The sequence below is a fragment of the Variovorax sp. GW821-FHT09B05 genome, assembly GCF_059418265.1.
In genome coordinates this window covers 236,046-252,981 of sequence record NZ_JBWKPN010000008.1, presented here as the reverse complement: position 1 = coordinate 252,981, position 16,936 = coordinate 236,046, and the positions used below count along the sequence as shown (strand labels likewise).

The window sequence follows — 16,936 nt, the reverse complement described above, 5'->3', positions numbered from 1 at the left end:
TCGCTAGAATCGCGGCCCATGGCATCCTCCCCCTCGCCGGCCTCCACGGCCAAGGGCTCGCCCCGATCGCTGTCGGGACTGGGCCCTTTTCTTCGTCCCTACCGTGTGCAGATCACGCTGGCCGCCGTCTTCCTGGTCATGGCGGCGGTCACGACGCTGGTGTTCCCCCTGGCCCTGCGCAGCCTGATCGACGGCGGCCTGGTCAACCCCGACAAGGGCGCCCAGACGATGGCGCTGCGCGAGCATTTCGGCGCCCTGTTCGCGGTGGCGGTCGCGCTCGGGCTGTTCTCGGCGGCGCGCTTCTACACGGTGAGCTGGCTCGGCGAGCGCGTCACGGCCGACCTGCGCAACGCGGTCTACAGCCGGGTGCTGCGCCAAAGCCCGGTGTTCTTCGAGACCACCCAGACCGGCGAGGTGCTGTCGCGCCTGACGGCCGACACGACGCTGGTGCAGACGGTGGTCGGCTCCTCGCTGAGCATGGGCCTGCGCAACGCAGTGATGGGCGTGGGCGCGCTCGCGATGCTGATCTGGACCAATCCCTACGTGATGGTGCAGGTGCTCGGCCTGCTGGTGGTGGTGGTGCTGCCCAGCATGTGGTTCGGCCGCCGCGTGCGCCGGCTGTCGCGCGCCAGCCAGGACCGCGTGGCCGACTCGAGCGCGATCGCGGCCGAGGTGCTGAACGCGATCCCCGTGGTGCAGAGCTACACCGCCGAGGACCGCGAGGCCGGCCGCTTCGAGGGCTCGACCGAGAGCGCGTTCCGCACCGCCGTGCGCCGCACCAAGGCGCGCTCGGTGCTGGTCGCCTTCATCATCATCGCGACCTCGGCAGCGCTGCTGTGGGGCCTGTACCAGGGCACGCAGGCGGTGCTGCGCGGCGACATCACGGCCGGCCACCTGGGCCAGACCGTGGTCTACGTGGCGATCCTCGCGAGCGCCACCGCCGTGCTCGGCGAGGTCTACGGCGACCTGCTGCGCGCCGCCGGCGCCACCGAGCGCCTGATGGAGCTGCTGCATGCGCCCGCGGCCATCGTCTCGCCCGCCGCGCCGGTGCGCTCGCCCGTGCCCGCCGCGGGCAGCGCGATCGTGTTCGACAGGATCACCTTCCACTACCCCTCGCGGCCCGGCACGCCGGCGCTGCGCGACTTCTCGCTGGCCGTGACACCGGGCGAGACGGTGGCGCTGGTCGGCTCGAGCGGCGCGGGCAAGAGCACGGTGTTCCAGCTGCTGCTGCGCTATTACGACCCGCAGTCGGGCCAGCTGCTGCTCGACGACGCGCCGCTGGCCTCTCTGGCGCTGCACGACCTGCGCACGCGCATCGGCCTGGTGCCGCAGGACGCGGTGATCTTCTCGGCCAGCGCGCTCGAGAACATCCGCTACGGCCGGCCCGAGGCCAGCGTCGAGGAGGTGCACGCGGCCGCCCGCGCCGCCTTCGCGCACGACTTCCTGCAGGCGCTGCCGCAGGGCTACGACACCTTCCTCGGCGAACGCGGCGTGCGGCTGTCGGGTGGCCAGCGCCAGCGCATCGCGATCGCGCGCGCCATGCTCAAGAACCCGCCGCTGCTGCTGCTCGACGAGGCCACGAGCGCGCTCGACGCCGAGAGCGAACGCATGGTGCAGGCCGCGCTCGAATCGGCGATGGAAGGCCGCACGACGGTGGTGATCGCGCACCGGCTGGCCACCGTGCAGAAGGCCGACCGCATCGTGGTGCTCGACCATGGCGGCATCGTCGAACAGGGCACGCATGCGGCGCTGGTGGCGCAGGGCGGGGTCTATGCGCGGCTGGCGGCGCTGCAGTTCACGAGCTGATAGCGACCCGGGTCCCGGAAAGCAAAAAGGAGAGCCGAGGCTCTCCTTTTTTATTGCAGGGTTTCCTTGAGCCCCGCCGGGATCGGCAGCGGCATCACCGCGATCCCCTCGTCGAGCAGCGCCTCGGTCTGCTCGGGCGTGGCCTGGCCGCGGATCCCGCGTTCCTTGGTCTCGCCATAGTGCATGCGGCGGGCCTCGTCGGCGAAGCGGTCGCCGACGTCCTCGGTCTTGGCCAGCACCTCGCGCACGGCACGCATCCAGCGCGCCTCGGGCGACATCTCGGCCGGCAGGTGGGCGGGCGCCGATGCGGCCGCCGGGTTCGAGCGCTCGGCCTCGGGCGCCTTCGCGTTGCCGAGGTTCAGGCGCGGCGCGCTCAGCAGCTTGACGATCGCGGTGTCGGCACAGACCGGGCACTCGATCAGTCCGCGCGCGAGCTGGCTCTCGAAGTCCTCATTGGACCCGAACCAGCCTTCGAAGCCGTGGCCGTGCGCGCATTGGAGATCGAGGACCTTCATGCGCGCGATTATCCCCGGGCCGAGTCGCCCTGCCAGTCGAGGGCCCATGCGCCCGAGCCCGTGTTCTGCAGCCACAGCGCGCAGGCCAGGGTCTTGGCGTCGGTGACCGAGCCGTCGCGGCACCAGCCCAGAAGCTCTTCGGGCGTGGCGGTGAACACGTCGAGGAACTCGCCGTGGTCGAGCTGGCGCTCGCCGAGCGAGAGGCCGCGCGCGAAGTAGATGTGGATGACCTCGGTCGAATAGCCCACGGCCAGGTGCATCGCGCCGGCACGCGCCCATTCGCGCGCGCGGTAGCCGGTTTCCTCGAGCAGTTCGCGCTGGCCGCAGACCAGCGGATCCTCGCCCGCGTCGAGCTTGCCCGCGGGAAACTCGATCATCACCTGGCCCACCGGATAGCGGAACTGGCGCTCGAGCACCACGCGTCCATCGTCGAGCAGCGGAATCACCACCACGGCGCCCGGATGCACGACGTACTCGCGCGTGGCGCTGTGGCCGTCGGGCAGCTTCACGGTGTCGCGGCGGACTTCGAGGAAGTTACCCTTGGCGAGCGATTCGCGCGAGGTGAGCTCTTCGCGCAGGTGCGCGTCTGCGGGGATGCTGGATGTCATGGTCCGCTCCGTGGTCGGGTGGGTGGCGCGCTCAGTGCCGATGCTTCATCAGGTAGCGCCAGGTGAAGCCCGGGAAGGCCAGCACGATGAACAGCGCGCCGGTCACCGCATAGAACTCCCAGCCCTGCGTGGCGATCTGCCCTGCCCTGCGTTCGAACAGCAGGCCGATGCCGCCGGCCAGGAAGTACAGCACCACCAGCTCGCCGAAGCGCATGGCCAGCGTCTTGCGCACGCCGATCGCCACGGCACCGAACAGCCGGTCGTTGAGGAACGGCAGGTTGGCCGCCAGCAGGGCCAGCAGCAACACCACCCAGACCGAAGCCGTCTGCGACACCTTGTGCGGGCCCTGGCGCGCGGCGCGTCAGTTCGCCAGCGTGGCGACGATGGCCTTGGCGCACAGCGTCATCAGGCCGCCCGGCACGATGCCGAGGATCAGGATCAGCGCGCCGTTGATCGTCAGCACGGTGCGCACGTCGCGCGGGGCCGACACGGTGCTGGCCGTGACCGGTGCGTCGAAGTACATGACCTTGACCACGCGCAGGTAGTAGAAGGCGCCCACCAGCGACATCAGCACCGCGAACACGGCCAGGCCGATGTAGAGGGCCTGGCCCGAGGCGATCAGCGCCTGCAGCACCGCGAGCTTGGCATAGAAACCGACCAGCGGCGGAATGCCCGCGAGCGAGAACATGGTGATCGCCATCACGCCGGCATACAGCGGGCTGCGCTGGTTGAGGCCCGCCAGGTCGGTGATCTCCTCGCTCTCGAAGCCTTCGCGCGCCAACAGCAGGATGGTGCCGAAGCTCGCCAGCGTCGTGAGCACGTAGGTCACGATGTAGAACATCGAGGCGCTGTAGGCGAACTGGGCGTTGTAGGTGTTGCCGTTGACCACGCCCGCCACCAGGCCGAGCAGCACGAAGCCCATCTGCGAGATGGTCGAGTAGGCCAGCATGCGCTTGAGGTTGGTCTGCGCGATGGCGGCCAGGTTGCCGACCAGCAGCGAGGCGATGGCCAGCAGCGCGAGCATCTGCTGCCAGTCGATCGCCAGCGGCAGCAGGCCTTCGACCAGCAGGCGGATGATGATCGCGAAGGCCGCGAGCTCGGGTGCGGCGCCGATCATCAGCGTGATCGCCGTGGGCGCGCCCTGGTAGACGTCGGGCACCCACATGTGGAACGGAGCGGCACCGACCTTGAACGCCAGGCCGGCCACGATGAACACCAGGCCGAACACCAGCACCTGGTGGTTGACCTTGCCGCTCGCGATGGCCTTGAACACCTCGTTCACGTCGAGCGAACCGGTGGCGCCGTACATCATCGACAGGCCGTAGAGCAGGAAGCCGCTTGCCATCGCGCCGAGCACGAAGTACTTCATGGCGGCTTCGCTGGCGACCGCGTTGTCGCGGCGCAGCGCCACCAGCGCGTAGCTCGAGAGCGTCAGCAGTTCGAGGCCGAGGTAGATCAGCAGGAAGTTGCTGCCCGACATCATCACGAACATGCCCAGCAGCGCGAACATGCCCAGCGTGAACATCTCGCCGCCGCGCAGCATGTCGCGGTCGGCCGCGTAGGGACGGCCGTAGACCAGCGTGACCATCAGCGCCAGCGAGGCGAAGCACTTGAGCCAGTTGCCCATCGGGTCGCTCACGACCATGTTGCCGAAGCCGTAGATGGTCTTGCCGCCGCTCGCGGCCATGCCGGTCATCGCGGCCACCACGGCCAGCGTGATCAGGGTCAGGACGTAGGTGCGGGTGCGGCGCGCGCTGGTGTCCGACAGGTCGACCAGCGCGATGATGCAGGCCATGACCAGCAACACGATTTCAGGGTAGATCGTGACCCAGCTGAGTTTGTCAATCATCTCGTTCTCTTCTTCAGCCAGCCATCAGGAGGGGATCTTCGACACCGCGACATGACGCAGCAGCTGGGTCACGGAGGCGTCCATCACGTCGGTGAAGGGCTTGGGGAACAGGCCCATCCACAGCACCGCGATCGCCAGCAGCGCCAGCATCACGAACTCGCGCGCATTGATGTCGCTGAGTTCCTTCACGTGGTCGTTGCCGACCGGGCCGAGGTAGACGCGCTTGTACATCCACAGCGTGTAGGCGGCGCCGAAGATCAGCGCGGTGGCCGAGGCCAGGCCGATCCAGAAGTTGGCCTTGACCGCGCCCAGGATCACCATCCACTCGCCGACGAAACCGGCGGTGCCCGGCAGGCCGCAGTTGGCCATCGCGAACAGCAGCATGAAGGCGGCGAACTTGGGCATGGTGTTGACCACGCCGCCGTAGTCGGCGATCTGGCGCGAATGCACGCGGTCGTAGAGCACGCCGATGCCGAGGAACATGGCGCCCGACACGAAGCCGTGGGCGATCATCTGCACGATGCCGCCGGACACGCCGAGCTCGTTGAAGATGAAGAAGCCGAGCGTCACGAAGCCCATGTGGGCGACCGACGAATAGGCCACGAGCTTCTTCATGTCCTGCTGCACCATCGCGACCAGGCCGACGTAGATCACGGCGATCAGCGACAGCGCGATCATGAGCCAGGCCCATTCGTGCGCGGCATCGGGCGCGATCGGCATCGAGAAGCGCAGGAAGCCGTAGGCGCCGAGCTTCAGCATGATCGCGGCCAGCACGGCGGAACCGCCGGTCGGGGCCTCGACGTGCACGTCGGGCAGCCAGGTGTGGACCGGCCACATCGGCACCTTGACCGCGAAGGCCGCGAAGAAGGCGAAGAACAGCAACGTCTGGGCGTGGCCGCTCAGCGGCAGCTTGTGCCAGGTCAGGATGTCGAAGCTGCCGCCCGAGGTGTTGTACAGGTAGATCAGCGCCACCAGCATCAAGAGCGAGCCGAGCAGCGTGTAGAGGAAGAACTTGAAGGCCGCGTAGATCTTGTTCGGGCCGCCCCAGATGCCGATGATCAGGTACATCGGGATCAGCGTGGCTTCGAAGAAGACGTAGAACAGCAGGCCGTCGATGGCCGAGAACACGCCGATCATCAGGCCCGACAGGATCAGGAACGCGCCCATGTACTGGTTGACGCGCTCGGTGATCACTTCCCAGGCCGAGATCACCACGATGATGGTGATGAAGGCGGTCAGCAGCACGAACCACACCGACAGGCCGTCGACGCCCAGGTTGTAGTTGATGTTGAAGCGCTCGATCCAGGGCGCCTTCTCCACGAATTGCATCGCGGCGCTGCCGTTCTGGAACCGCGAGATCAGCGGCAGCGTGACCAGGAAGCTCACGATCGACCCGACGAGCGCCACCCAGCGCACGCCCTTGGCGTGTTCGTCACGACCGAACGCCAGCAGCACGGCACCGAATGCGATCGGCACCCAGATGGCAAGGCTCAACAAACCCATTTTTCTTTTACTCCAGCGCTTTGCGGCTTAGCGTTTGAACCAGACGAAGTACGTCATCAGGACGAAGATCCCGAGCAGCATCGCGAAGGCGTAGTGGTAGATGTAGCCCGACTGCAGCCAGCGGACCACGCCCGAGATGCGGCCGACCAGCTTCCAGGAGCCATTGACGACCGCGCCATCGATCAGTGCCTGATCGCCGCCCTTCCACAGGCCCATGCCCAGGGCGCGAGCGCCGCGCGCGATGATGTTCTCGTTGATCCAGTCGAGGTAGTACTTGTTCTCGAGCAGGCGGTACACGGGGCCGAAGGCGCGCTTGATCGCGGCCGGCAGCGCCGGGTTGACCATGTACATGTAGTAGGACAGCGCCACGCCCGCGAGCGCGAGCCAGAACGGCATGGTCTGCAGGCCGTGGATGGCCATCGCGCCGGCACCGTGGAAGGCCTCTTCGAGCTCCTTCATGGCGTGGTGCTTCGTGGCGTCGACGAAGATCGCGTCCTTGAAGAATTCGCCGTACAGCATCGGGTGGATCGTCAGGTAGCCGATGACCACCGAGGGAATCGCGAGCAGCACCAGCGGCAGCCACACCACCCAGGGCGATTCGTGCGGCTTGTGGTCGTCGTGACCGTGGCCATGGCCGTGGTCGTCGTGCGCGTGATGGTCGTCGTGGTGTGCGTCGGGGTTCTGGTCGTAGCGTTCCTTGCCGTGGAAGACCAGGAAGTACATGCGGAACGAATAGAAGGCCGTGACGAACACGCCGATCAGCACCGCGTAGTAGGCGAAGTTCGCGCCCCACAGGTGGCTTTCCTTCACCGCCTCGATGATGCTGTCCTTCGAGTAGAAGCCCGAGAACAGCGGCGTGCCGATCAGCGCCAGCGAGCCCAGCAGCGAGGTGATCCAGGTGATCGGCATGTACTTGCGCACGCCGCCCATCCAGCGGATGTCCTGGTTGTGGTGCATGCCGATGATCACCGAGCCGGCACCGAGGAACAGCAGCGCCTTGAAGAAAGCGTGGGTCATCAGGTGGAACACCGCGACCGAGTAGGCCGAGGCACCGAGCGCCACCGTCATGTAGCCCAGCTGCGACAGCGTGGAGTACGCCACCACGCGCTTGATGTCGTTCTGGATGATGCCGAGGAAGCCCATGAACAGCGCGGTGATGGCGCCGATCACGAGGATGAAGCTCAGGGCCGTGTCGCTCAGCTCGAACAGCGGCGACATGCGCGCCACCATGAAGATGCCGGCCGTCACCATGGTCGCCGCGTGGATCAGCGCCGAGATCGGGGTCGGGCCTTCCATCGAGTCGGGCAGCCACACGTGCAGCGGGAACTGCGCGCTCTTGCCCATCGCGCCGATGAACAGGCAGATGCAGATCACGGTGATCAGCATCCAGTCGGTGCCCGGGAATGTGATGCCGCCGAGCGTGCCGGCCTTGGCGAAGGCTTCGGTGTAGTTGAGCGTGCCGGCGTAGGCCGCGATCAGGCCGATGCCGAGGATGAAGCCGAAGTCGCCCACGCGGTTGACCAGGAAGGCCTTCATGTTCGCGAAGATCGCGGTCGGCTTGTTGAACCAGAAGCCGATCAGCAGGTACGACACCAGGCCCACCGCTTCCCAGCCGAAGAACAGCTGCAGCATGTTGTTGCTCATGACGAGCATCAGCATGGAGAAGGTGAACAGCGAGATGTACGAGAAGAAGCGGTTGTAGCCCTCGTCCTCTTCCATGTAGCCGATGGTGTAGATGTGGACCATCAGCGACACGAAGGTCACGACGCACATCATCATCGCGGTGAGGCCGTCGACCATGAAGCCGACTTCCATCTTGAGGCCGCCGACGACCATCCATTCGTAGAGGGTCTGGTTGAAGCGGGCGCCGTCGACGATGACCGACTTGAGCGTCAGCGCCGAGATGACGAAGGCCACGAACACGCCGAGGATGGTCAGCGAGTGCGTGATCTTGCGGCCGATGTGGTTGCCGCCGAACTTGGTGCCGAAGACGCCGGCCAGGACCGCCCCGACCAGGGGGGCCATCGGAACGGCCAGCAGCGTGGATGCAGAAAGGGTTGCGCTCATTCTGGTGTCAGCCTTGGATCAGCCCTTGAGCGAGTTGAGTTCGTCGACGTTGATGCTCGACTTGTTGCGGAACAGCAGCACCAGCAGCGCGAGGCCGATGGCCGACTCGGCCGCGGCCACCGTCAGGATGAAGAACACGAAGATCTGTCCGTGCATGTCGCCCAGGAAGTGCGAGAAGGCGACGAAGTTCATGTTGACCGCGAGCAGCATCAGCTCGATGGCCATCAGCAGCACGATCAGGTTCTTGCGGTTCAGGAAGATGCCGATCACCGACAGCGCGAACAGCATCGCGCCCAGCGAGAGGAAGTGTCCGAGGGTGAGCGTCATGCCTTGTTCTCCTTTGCTACCGTCGCGGCCGCTTCGGCCGGGGCTTCCACCACGGGCTCCGCCGCGCGGGTGACCGGCATCTGCACCACGCGCACGCGGTCGCGCGCCTTCACGCGCACCTGGTCGGCCGGGTCGACGTACTTGCTGTCCTTGCGGGTGCGCAAGGTCAGCGCGATGGCGGCGATGATGGCCACCAGCAGGATGACGGCCGCGATTTCCAGCGGATAGAGGTATTCGGAATACAGCAGCTTGCCCAGCTCGAGCGTGTTGGAGCTGTTGGCCGCCGCCACCGCGCGCGGTGCCTCGCCGAGGCGGAAGCCGCCCATCAGCACGGCCGCCATTTCGAGCGCGATGAGCGCGCCGACGGCCGCGGCCAGCGGGAAGTGCTTCCAGAAGCCCTGCCGCAGGCTGTCGACGTTGATGTCGAGCATCATCACGACGAACAGGAACAGCACCATCACCGCCCCCACGTAGACCAGCACGAGCGAGATCGCGAGGAATTCGGCGCGCAGCAGCAGCCAGATGGCCGAAGCCTGGAAGAAGGCCAGCACGAGGTACAGCGCCGCGTACACGGGATTGCGGGCGGTGATGACGCGGAACGATGCGAACAGCAGCACCGCGGCAAACAGATAGAACAGACCGGTCTTGACGTCCATGAGTTCGAATTCGTAGGGTTCAGGCCAGGCCGGGTCAGCGGTACTTGGCGTCAGCCGCCTTGTTCGCCGCGATTTCTTTTTCGTAACGGTCGCCCACGGCCAGCAGCATGTCCTTGGTGAAGTACAGGTCGCCGCGCTTTTCGCCGTGGTATTCGAAGATGTGGGTTTCCACGATCGAGTCGACCGGGCAGCTCTCTTCGCAGAAGCCGCAGAAGATGCACTTGGTCAGGTCGATGTCGTAGCGCGTGGTGCGGCGCGAGCCGTCGTCGCGCACATCGGATTCGATGGTGATCGCGAGCGCCGGGCACACGGCCTCGCAGAGCTTGCAGGCGATGCAGCGTTCCTCGCCGTTCTCGTAGCGGCGCAGCGCATGCAGGCCGCGGAAGCGCGGCGACAGCGGCGTCTTCTCTTCGGGGAACTGCACCGTGATCTTGCGGCTGAAGGCGTACTTGCCCGTGATGGCCAGGCCCTTGAACAGCTCGAACAGCATGAAGCTGCCGAGGAAGTCCTTGAGCGAGAACGGCGCGGACGGGGTTGCGGTGTGCGCAGACATGGTGTTGGCGCTTCCAGTTATTTCCAGATGTTGAACGGCGTCTGCATCCAGCCACCGACCACGACCAGCCACACGAGGGTGACGGGAATGAAGATCTTCCAGCCCAGACGCATGATCTGGTCATAGCGGAAGCGGGGGAACGTCGAGCGCACCCACAGGAACATGGTGACCACGCAGAAGGTCTTCGCGCCGAGCCAGATCCAGCCCGGGATGAAGCTCAGGAACTCGAACGGGGGCAGCCAGCCGCCGAGGAACAGCACGACGGTCAGGATCGAGACCAGCCACATGTTCGCGTACTCGGCCAGGAAGAACATCGCGAAGCTCATGCCCGAGTACTCGATCATGTGGCCCGCGACGATTTCCGATTCGCCTTCCACCACGTCGAAGGGGTGGCGGTTGGTCTCGGCCAGGCCCGAGATGAAGTAGACGACGAAGATCGGCAGCAGCGGCAGCCAGTTCCACGACAGGAAGCCGACGCCGAGGTTGGCGAACATGCCCTTGCCCTGCACGTTCACGATCTCGCTCATGTTCAGGCTGCCAGTGACCATCAGCACCACGACGAAGCAGAAGCCCATCGCGATTTCGTAGCTCACCATCTGGGCCGAGGCGCGCAGCGCGCCCAGGAAGGCGTACTTCGAGTTCGAGGCCCAGCCCGCGATGATCACGCCATAGACCTCGAGCGAGGTGATGGCCATCACGAACAGCAGGCCGGCGTTGATGTTGGCGAGCGCGACGTCGGGACCGAAGGGAATCACGGCCCAGGCGGCGAGCGCCGGCATGATGGTCATGATCGGGCCGAGCAGGAACAGGCCCTTGTTGGCGACTGTCGGAACGATGATTTCCTTGGTCATCAGCTTGAGCGCGTCGGCGATCGGCTGCAGCAGGCCCAGCGGCCCGATGCGGTTCGGGCCCACGCGGATCTGCGTGAAGCCGATGGCCTTGCGTTCCCACAGCGTGAGGTAGGCCACCGCCAGCATCAGCGGGATGACCACGACGATGATCTTGATCAGCGTCCAGATGACGGGCCAGACCACGCCGGTCCACCAGCCGGCGGCGACGAGACCCTGGCCGAAGCCGTGAATGGCGTCGATCATGCCGACACCTCCTCGGCCTGCACGCTGGCGGGCGCGGCACCGATGCCGTGGCCCGCGTTGCGTGCGTCGGCGGTCAGTTGCAGCGACGGCGCGCGGCGCACGATCGAATCGAGCTGGTAGATGCTCGCGACCACGGGCGCGGGCGCACCGTTGGCGGCCACGGCGGCAGCGCCGGTGGCGTTGCGCAGCGCATCGGCCGGCAGCGCGCCGTTGTCGCCCACCGTGCGCAGCACGTCGGCGGTGGACTCGAACGAGAAGCCTTGCAGGCCCAGCAGGTTGGCGAGCACGCGCAGCACCTTCCAGGCCGGACGGGCTTCGCCCTGCGGCTTCACCACGGCGTGGAAGCTCTGCAGGCGGCCTTCGGCATTGACGAAGCTGCCGGGCGTTTCGGTGAACGGCGCGATCGGCAGCAGCACGTCGCTGAATTCGAGGTTGGCCTTGAACGGGCTCAGCGTGACCACCATCTGCGCATTGCCGATGGTGTCGGCCGCGGCGGCGCCGGCGGCCGAGTCGAACACCGGCTCGGTGTTCAGCAGCAGCACGGCCTTGAGGCCGGAGCCGGCGGCGAGCATCTGGCCGGCGTGGAGGCCGCCGTTCTTCGGGAACGCGCCCACGAGCTGCGCGCCCACGGTGTTGGCGGCTTCGGTCAGGTAGCCGACGCTGGCGCCGGTCTGCGCGCCGATCCAGTTGGCCAGCGCGAGCAGGCTGCCGGCCTGCGCGTGGTGCGCGGCGGCATTGCCCAGCAGGATGGCCTTGCGCTCGCCGCTCAGCAGCGACGCGGCGATGGCCTGCGCGGTGGCGTCGGGCTCGTTGGCGGGTGCCAGCGGCGCGGCGGCGCCGGTGGACTGGCCCACCACGGTCGCGATCGCGGCCAGCACTTCGATCCATTGGCCGGCATCGACGATGGCGGCCTGCGCGGGCTGGATGGCCCAGGCTTCGGCGTCGGCCATCAGCTTCTTCGAGGTCAGCACGCTGAGCGCGGCGCCCTTGCGCACGGCCTGGCGGATGCGCTGCGCGAACAGCGGATGGTCCTTGCGCAGGTTCGAGCCGACGACGAAGGCGCGCTGCAGTTGCGTCAGCGAAGCGATCGAGGTGCCGAGCCAGCGGATGCCTTCAAAGGCCGTGAATTCGGCATTGCGCAGGCGGTAGTCGATGTTGTCGCTGCCGAGCTCACGCGTGAGCAGTGCGGCGAGTTGCAGCTCCTCGAGCGTGCTGTGCGGGCTGACCAGCGTGCCGATGCTCTGCGCGCCATGGTCGGCCTTGATCTGCTTGAGGCCGTTGGCCACGTACTCGAGCGCGGTCTGCCAGTCGACCTGCTGCCATTGGCCACCCTGCTTGAGCATGGGCTGCGTCAGGCGCTCGGTCCCGTTGAGCGCTTCGTACGAGAAGCGGTCGCGGTCGGCGATCCAGCATTCGTTGACGTCTTCGTTCTCGAGCGGCACCACGCGCATCACGCGGTTGTTCTTGACCTGGACGATCAGGTTGGCGCCGGTGGAATCGTGCGGGCTCACCGACTTGCGGCGCGACAGTTCCCAGGTGCGGGCGCTGTAGCGGAACGGCTTGCTCGTGAGCGCGCCGACCGGGCAGATGTCGATCATGTTGCCCGAGAGTTCGGAGTCGACCGAGTCGCCGAGGAAGGTCTCGATCTCGGAGTGCTCGCCGCGGTGCGACATGCCGAGCTCCATCACGCCGGCCACTTCCTGGCCGAAGCGGACGCAGCGCGTGCAGTGGATGCAGCGGCTCATCTCTTCCATGCTGATCAGCGGGCCCACGTCCTTGTGGAACACGACGCGCTTTTCTTCCTCGTAGCGCGAGGAGGAGCCGCCGTAGCCCACGGCCAGGTCCTGCAGCTGGCACTCGCCGCCCTGGTCGCAGATCGGGCAGTCCAGCGGGTGGTTGATCAGCAGGAACTCCATGACCGACTGCTGGGCCTTGATCGCCTTCTCGCTCTTGGTGCGGACGATCATGCCCTGCGTGACGGGCGTGGCGCAGGCCGGCATCGGCTTGGGCGCCTTTTCGACGTCGACCAGGCACATGCGGCAGTTGGCCGCGATGCTGAGCTTCTTGTGATAGCAGAAGTGCGGGATGTAGGTGCCGGCCTTGTCGGCAGCATGCATGACCATGCTGCCTTCGGCCACTTCGACCTTCTTGCCGTCGAGTTCGATTTCAACCATATGTCTTTCTCGCGCTCAGGCCTGGACCGTTGCCTTCGGGACGTAGCCCGGGATCAAGGCTTCGAACTCGTGGCGGAAGTGCTTGATCATGGCGCGCACCGGCATGGCCGCCGCGTCGCCGAGGGCGCAGATGGTGCGGCCCATGATGTCGCCGGCGACGGAGTCCAGCAACTGCAGGTCGCTGGGCTTGCCCTGGCCGTTGTGGATGCGGTCGACCACGCGGTAGAGCCAGCCCGTGCCTTCGCGGCACGGCGTGCACTGGCCGCAGGATTCGTGCATGTAGAAGTACGAGAGGCGCTTGAGCGACTCGACCATCGAGCGGCTGTCGTCCATCACGATCACCGCGCCCGAACCCAGCATGGAGCCGGCCTTCGAGATGGAGTCGTAGTCCATCGTGCACTGCATCATGATGTCGGCCGGCAGCACCGGTGCCGACGAGCCGCCGGGGATCACGGCCTTGAGCGTGCGGCCCTTGCGCACGCCGCCGGCCAGTTCGAGCAGCTTGGAGAACGGCGTGCCCATCGGCACTTCGTAGTTGCCCGGCAGTTCGACGTCGCCGCTGACCGAATAGATCTTGGTGCCGCCGTTGTTCGGCTTGCCGCACTCGAGGTAGGCCGGGCCGCCGTTGCGGATGATCCAGGGCACCGCCGCGAAGGTCTCGGTGTTGTTGATGGTGGTCGGCTTGCCGTACAGGCCGAAGCTGGCCGGGAACGGCGGCTTGAAGCGCGGCTGGCCCTTCTTGCCTTCGAGCGATTCGAGCAGCGCGGTTTCCTCGCCGCAGATGTAGGCGCCGAAGCCGTGGGCGGCGTGCAACTGGAAGTTGTACGTGCTGCCCATGATCTTGTCGCCGAGATAACCCGCGGCGCGCGCCTCCTCGAGGGCTTCCTCGAAGCGGTCGTAGCTCTGGAAGATCTCGCCGTGGATGTAGTTGTAGCCCACGCTGATGCCCATCGCGTAAGCGGCGATGGCCATGCCTTCGATCACGATGTGCGGGTTGAACTGCAGGATGTCGCGGTCCTTGCAGGTGCCCGGCTCGCCTTCGTCCGAGTTGCAGACCAGGTACTTCTGGCCCGGGAACTGGCGCGGCATGAAGCTCCACTTCAGGCCGGTCGGGAAACCGGCGCCGCCGCGGCCGCGCAGGCCCGAGGCCTTGACCTCGGCGATCACCTGGTCGGGCGTCAGGCCCTCGGTGAGGATCTTGCGCAGCGCCTGGTAGCCGCCGCGCGCCTCGTAGTCGGCGAGGTGCCAGTTGGTGCCGTCGAGGCCGGCATAGATCTGCGCGCCGATGTGGCGGTCATGGAAGCAGGTCTGCACGCCGGTGGCGCGGAACTGCGAAAGAACCTGATCGGGCGTCATCACGAAGCCTCCCCGGGGGTTGCACTGCGCAGGCCATCGACGAGCTGATCGAGCTTGTCGTTGCTCATGAAGCTGCACATCGTGCGGTCGTTGACCAGCATCACCGGCGAATCGGCGCAGGCGCCCAGGCATTCGCTCTGCTGCAGCGTGAACAGGCCGTCGGCCGTGGTCTCGCCCATCTTGATGCCGAGCTTCTTCTCGAGATGCACGAGGGCCGTGACGCCATCGCGCAGCTGGCACGGCAGGTTGGTGCAGACGTTGAGCTTGTACTTGCCCACCGGATGCTGGTTGTACATGTTGTAGAAGGTCGTGACCTCGTGCACCGCGATCGGCGCCATGCCGAGGTACTCGGCAATCTCGCGCTCGCGCTGGGTGCTCACGAAGCCCTCGTCCTGCTGCACGATCGCCAGGCAGGCCATCACGGCCGACTGCTTGCCGGCCTCGGGGTACTTGGCCACCTCGCGCGCGAAGCGTTCGAGGGTCGCAGGCTTCAGCGGCGCCGAAGGCGCCGCGTGAGTGTCATGGGTAGAGGAAGTCATTCGCTCTTTCTCACCTGTCGATTTCGCCGAACACGATGTCCATCGTGCCGATCACCGCGACAGCGTCGGCGATCATGTGACCGCGCGACATTTCGTCGAGGGCGGCGAGGTGCGGGAAGCCAGGGGCGCGGATCTTCAGGCGGTACGGCTTGTTGGCGCCGTCGCTCACGAGGTAGATGCCGAACTCGCCCTTCGGATGCTCGACGGCGGCATAGGCCTCGCCTTCGGGCACGTGGAAGCCTTCGGTGAAGAGCTTGAAATGGTGGATCAGCTCCTCCATGTTCGCCTTCATCGATTCGCGCGCGGGCGCGGCGACCTTGTGGTTGTCGGTGATCACCGGGCCGGGGTTGGCGCGCAGCCAGGCCGAGCACTGCTGGATGATCTTGTTGGCCTGGCGCATCTCCTCGACGCGCACCAGGTAGCGGTCGTAGCAGTCGCCCGTCTTGCCGAGCGGAATGTCGAACTGCATCCGGTCGTAGACGTCGTAGGGCTGCTTCTTGCGCAGATCCCATTCGACGCCCGAGCCACGCAGCATCGGGCCGGTGAAGCCGAGGTTCAGCGCGCGCTCCGGCGTGACCACGCCGATGCCCACGGTGCGCTGCTTCCAGATGCGGTTGTCGGTGAGCAGCGTCTCGTACTCGTCGACCATCTTCGGGAAGCGCTTGCAGAAATCGTCGACGAAGTCGAGCAGCGAGCCCTGGCGGTTCTCGTTGAGCTTCTCGATCGCCTTCGCGTTCTTGATCTTGCTGACCTTGTACTGCGGCATCACGTCCGGCAGGTCGCGGTACACGCCGCCCGGACGGAAGTAGGCCGCGTGCATGCGCGCGCCCGAGACCGCCTCGTACATGTCGAACAGGTCTTCGCGTTCGCGGAAGCAGTAGATGAGCATGTTCATCGCACCGCAATCGAGGCCGTGCGCGCCGAGCCACAGCAGGTGGTTCAGCAGCCGGGTGATCTCGGCGAACATGACGCGGATGTACTGCGCGCGAATCGGCACCTCGAGGCCCATCATCTTCTCGATGGCGAGGCAGTAGGCGTGCTCGTTGGACATCATCGACACGTAGTCGAGGCGGTCCATGTAGGGCAGCGACTGGATGAAGGTGCGCGATTCGGCGAGCTTCTCGGTCGCGCGGTGCAACAGGCCGATGTGCGGATCGGCGCGCTGGATCACTTCGCCGTCGAGCTCGAGCACCAGGCGCAGCACGCCGTGCGCGGCCGGATGCTGGGGACCGAAGTTGAGGGTGTAGTTCTTGATTTCGGCCATGTCAGTGGAGTCCGCCGCCGTAGTTGTCTTCGCGGATCACGCGCGGCGTGATCTCGCGCGGCTCGATCGATACCGGCTGGTAGACCACGCGCTTCTGTTCTTCGTCGTAGCGCATCTCGACGTGACCCGACACCGGGAAGTCCTTGCGGAACGGATGGCCGATGAAGCCGTAGTCGGTCAGGATGCGGCGCAGGTCGTCGTGACCCTCGAACACGATGCCGTAGAGGTCGAAGGCTTCGCGCTCGAACCAGGTCGCCGCGTTCCACACGGGCTGCAGCGAATCGACCACCGGCAGGTCTTCGCTGGGCGCGAACACCCGCAGGCGCACGCGCTGGTTGAGGCTCACCGACAGCAGGTGCGAGACGACGCCGTAGCGCTCGCCTTCCCACTCGCCTTCGCGGTAGTCTGAATAGTCCATGCCGCAGAGGTCGATCAGCTGCTCGAAGCGGCAACCCGGCGCATCGCGCAGCAGCAGCGCCGCGTCGATGTAGTTCGCGGCGCTCACCACCACGGTCACTTCGCCGAGCGCAACGGTCACGCTCCTGGCCTTGTCGCCCAGGGTCTGCACCAGAGTCGCCTGCAGCGCCTCCGGAGAAATTGCAAAGTCGGTCATCTCGGCAATTCC

Annotated in this window: 16 protein-coding genes; 1 reads left to right on the top strand and 15 read right to left on the bottom strand. The window is 66.3% G+C overall.

What is annotated here, in order from left to right; all coding sequences use genetic code 11:
- The first annotated feature begins 18 nt into the window (after positions 1-18).
- Positions 19-1,806, top strand: a complete 1,788-nt coding sequence (locus AC07RM_RS22065) for an ABC transporter transmembrane domain-containing protein (protein WP_093339340.1) — start codon at positions 19-21, stop codon at positions 1,804-1,806.
- A gap of 50 nt (positions 1,807-1,856) precedes the next feature.
- Here AC07RM_RS22065 and AC07RM_RS22060 read toward each other — a convergent pair whose 3' ends face one another.
- Genes AC07RM_RS22060 through AC07RM_RS21990 form a run of 15 tightly spaced genes read right to left on the bottom strand, consistent with a single transcriptional unit; the run spans position 1,857 to position 16,924 of the window.
- A complete protein-coding gene (locus AC07RM_RS22060; protein ID WP_495335876.1) occupies positions 1,857-2,321 on the bottom strand; it encodes a DUF1178 family protein in 465 nt (154 codons plus the stop codon).
- Between the two features lie 8 nt (positions 2,322-2,329).
- Positions 2,330-2,929: an NUDIX domain-containing protein gene (locus tag AC07RM_RS22055; protein WP_495335875.1), complete on the bottom strand. Its 600-nt coding sequence runs from the start codon at positions 2,927-2,929 to the stop codon at positions 2,330-2,332.
- A gap of 31 nt (positions 2,930-2,960) precedes the next feature.
- The gene (locus AC07RM_RS22050) at positions 2,961-3,263 is read right to left on the bottom strand and encodes a DUF2818 family protein (RefSeq protein ID WP_093339347.1); all 303 of its coding nucleotides are present in this window, start codon (positions 3,261-3,263) and stop codon (positions 2,961-2,963) included.
- Between the two features lie 27 nt (positions 3,264-3,290).
- Complete coding sequence (gene nuoN / locus AC07RM_RS22045) at positions 3,291-4,778, bottom strand: NADH-quinone oxidoreductase subunit NuoN (RefSeq protein ID WP_093339349.1); 1,488 nt, start codon at positions 4,776-4,778, stop codon at positions 3,291-3,293.
- A 24-nt stretch (positions 4,779-4,802) separates the two neighbouring features.
- Complete coding sequence (locus AC07RM_RS22040) at positions 4,803-6,281, bottom strand: NADH-quinone oxidoreductase subunit M (protein ID WP_093339352.1); 1,479 nt, start codon at positions 6,279-6,281, stop codon at positions 4,803-4,805.
- A 27-nt stretch (positions 6,282-6,308) separates the two neighbouring features.
- Positions 6,309-8,348 carry an NADH-quinone oxidoreductase subunit L gene (gene nuoL, locus AC07RM_RS22035; RefSeq protein WP_208513592.1) on the bottom strand — a complete coding sequence of 680 codons (2,040 nt, stop codon included), beginning with the start codon at positions 8,346-8,348 and terminating at the stop codon, positions 6,309-6,311.
- 18 nt (positions 8,349-8,366) lie between these two features.
- Positions 8,367-8,675 carry an NADH-quinone oxidoreductase subunit NuoK gene (gene nuoK, locus AC07RM_RS22030; RefSeq protein WP_093339357.1) on the bottom strand — a complete coding sequence of 103 codons (309 nt, stop codon included), beginning with the start codon at positions 8,673-8,675 and terminating at the stop codon, positions 8,367-8,369.
- A complete protein-coding gene (locus AC07RM_RS22025) occupies positions 8,672-9,331 on the bottom strand; it encodes an NADH-quinone oxidoreductase subunit J (RefSeq protein ID WP_495335874.1) in 660 nt (219 codons plus the stop codon). Before AC07RM_RS22025 ends, nuoK begins: the two co-directional genes overlap by 4 nt.
- Before the next feature lie 34 nt (positions 9,332-9,365).
- Positions 9,366-9,884 (bottom strand): NADH-quinone oxidoreductase subunit NuoI, encoded by a 519-nt coding sequence (gene nuoI, locus AC07RM_RS22020; protein WP_208513593.1) that lies wholly within the window; start codon positions 9,882-9,884, stop codon positions 9,366-9,368.
- Positions 9,885-9,901: 17 nt separating this feature from the next.
- A complete protein-coding gene (gene nuoH / locus AC07RM_RS22015) occupies positions 9,902-10,978 on the bottom strand; it encodes an NADH-quinone oxidoreductase subunit NuoH (protein WP_208513594.1) in 1,077 nt (358 codons plus the stop codon).
- Positions 10,975-13,152, bottom strand: coding sequence for an NADH-quinone oxidoreductase subunit NuoG (gene nuoG / locus AC07RM_RS22010; RefSeq protein WP_495335873.1), 2,178 nt, complete (start codon positions 13,150-13,152; stop codon positions 10,975-10,977). The genes nuoH and nuoG overlap by 4 nt, the downstream gene beginning before the upstream one ends.
- Positions 13,153-13,167: 15 nt before the next feature.
- Complete coding sequence (nuoF, locus tag AC07RM_RS22005; RefSeq protein WP_203201910.1) at positions 13,168-14,508, bottom strand: NADH-quinone oxidoreductase subunit NuoF; 1,341 nt, start codon at positions 14,506-14,508, stop codon at positions 13,168-13,170.
- Entirely contained in the window at positions 14,508-15,047 is a 540-nt protein-coding gene (locus tag AC07RM_RS22000) for an NADH-quinone oxidoreductase subunit NuoE family protein (RefSeq protein WP_398500736.1), read from the bottom strand. The genes nuoF and AC07RM_RS22000 overlap by 1 nt, the downstream gene beginning before the upstream one ends.
- A 10-nt stretch (positions 15,048-15,057) precedes the next feature.
- Positions 15,058-16,311 (bottom strand): NADH-quinone oxidoreductase subunit D, encoded by a 1,254-nt coding sequence (locus tag AC07RM_RS21995; protein ID WP_093339373.1) that lies wholly within the window; start codon positions 16,309-16,311, stop codon positions 15,058-15,060.
- 1 nt (position 16,312) lies between these two features.
- Complete coding sequence (locus tag AC07RM_RS21990; RefSeq protein ID WP_093339376.1) at positions 16,313-16,924, bottom strand: NADH-quinone oxidoreductase subunit C; 612 nt, start codon at positions 16,922-16,924, stop codon at positions 16,313-16,315.
- Positions 16,925-16,936: the final 12 nt, after the last annotated feature.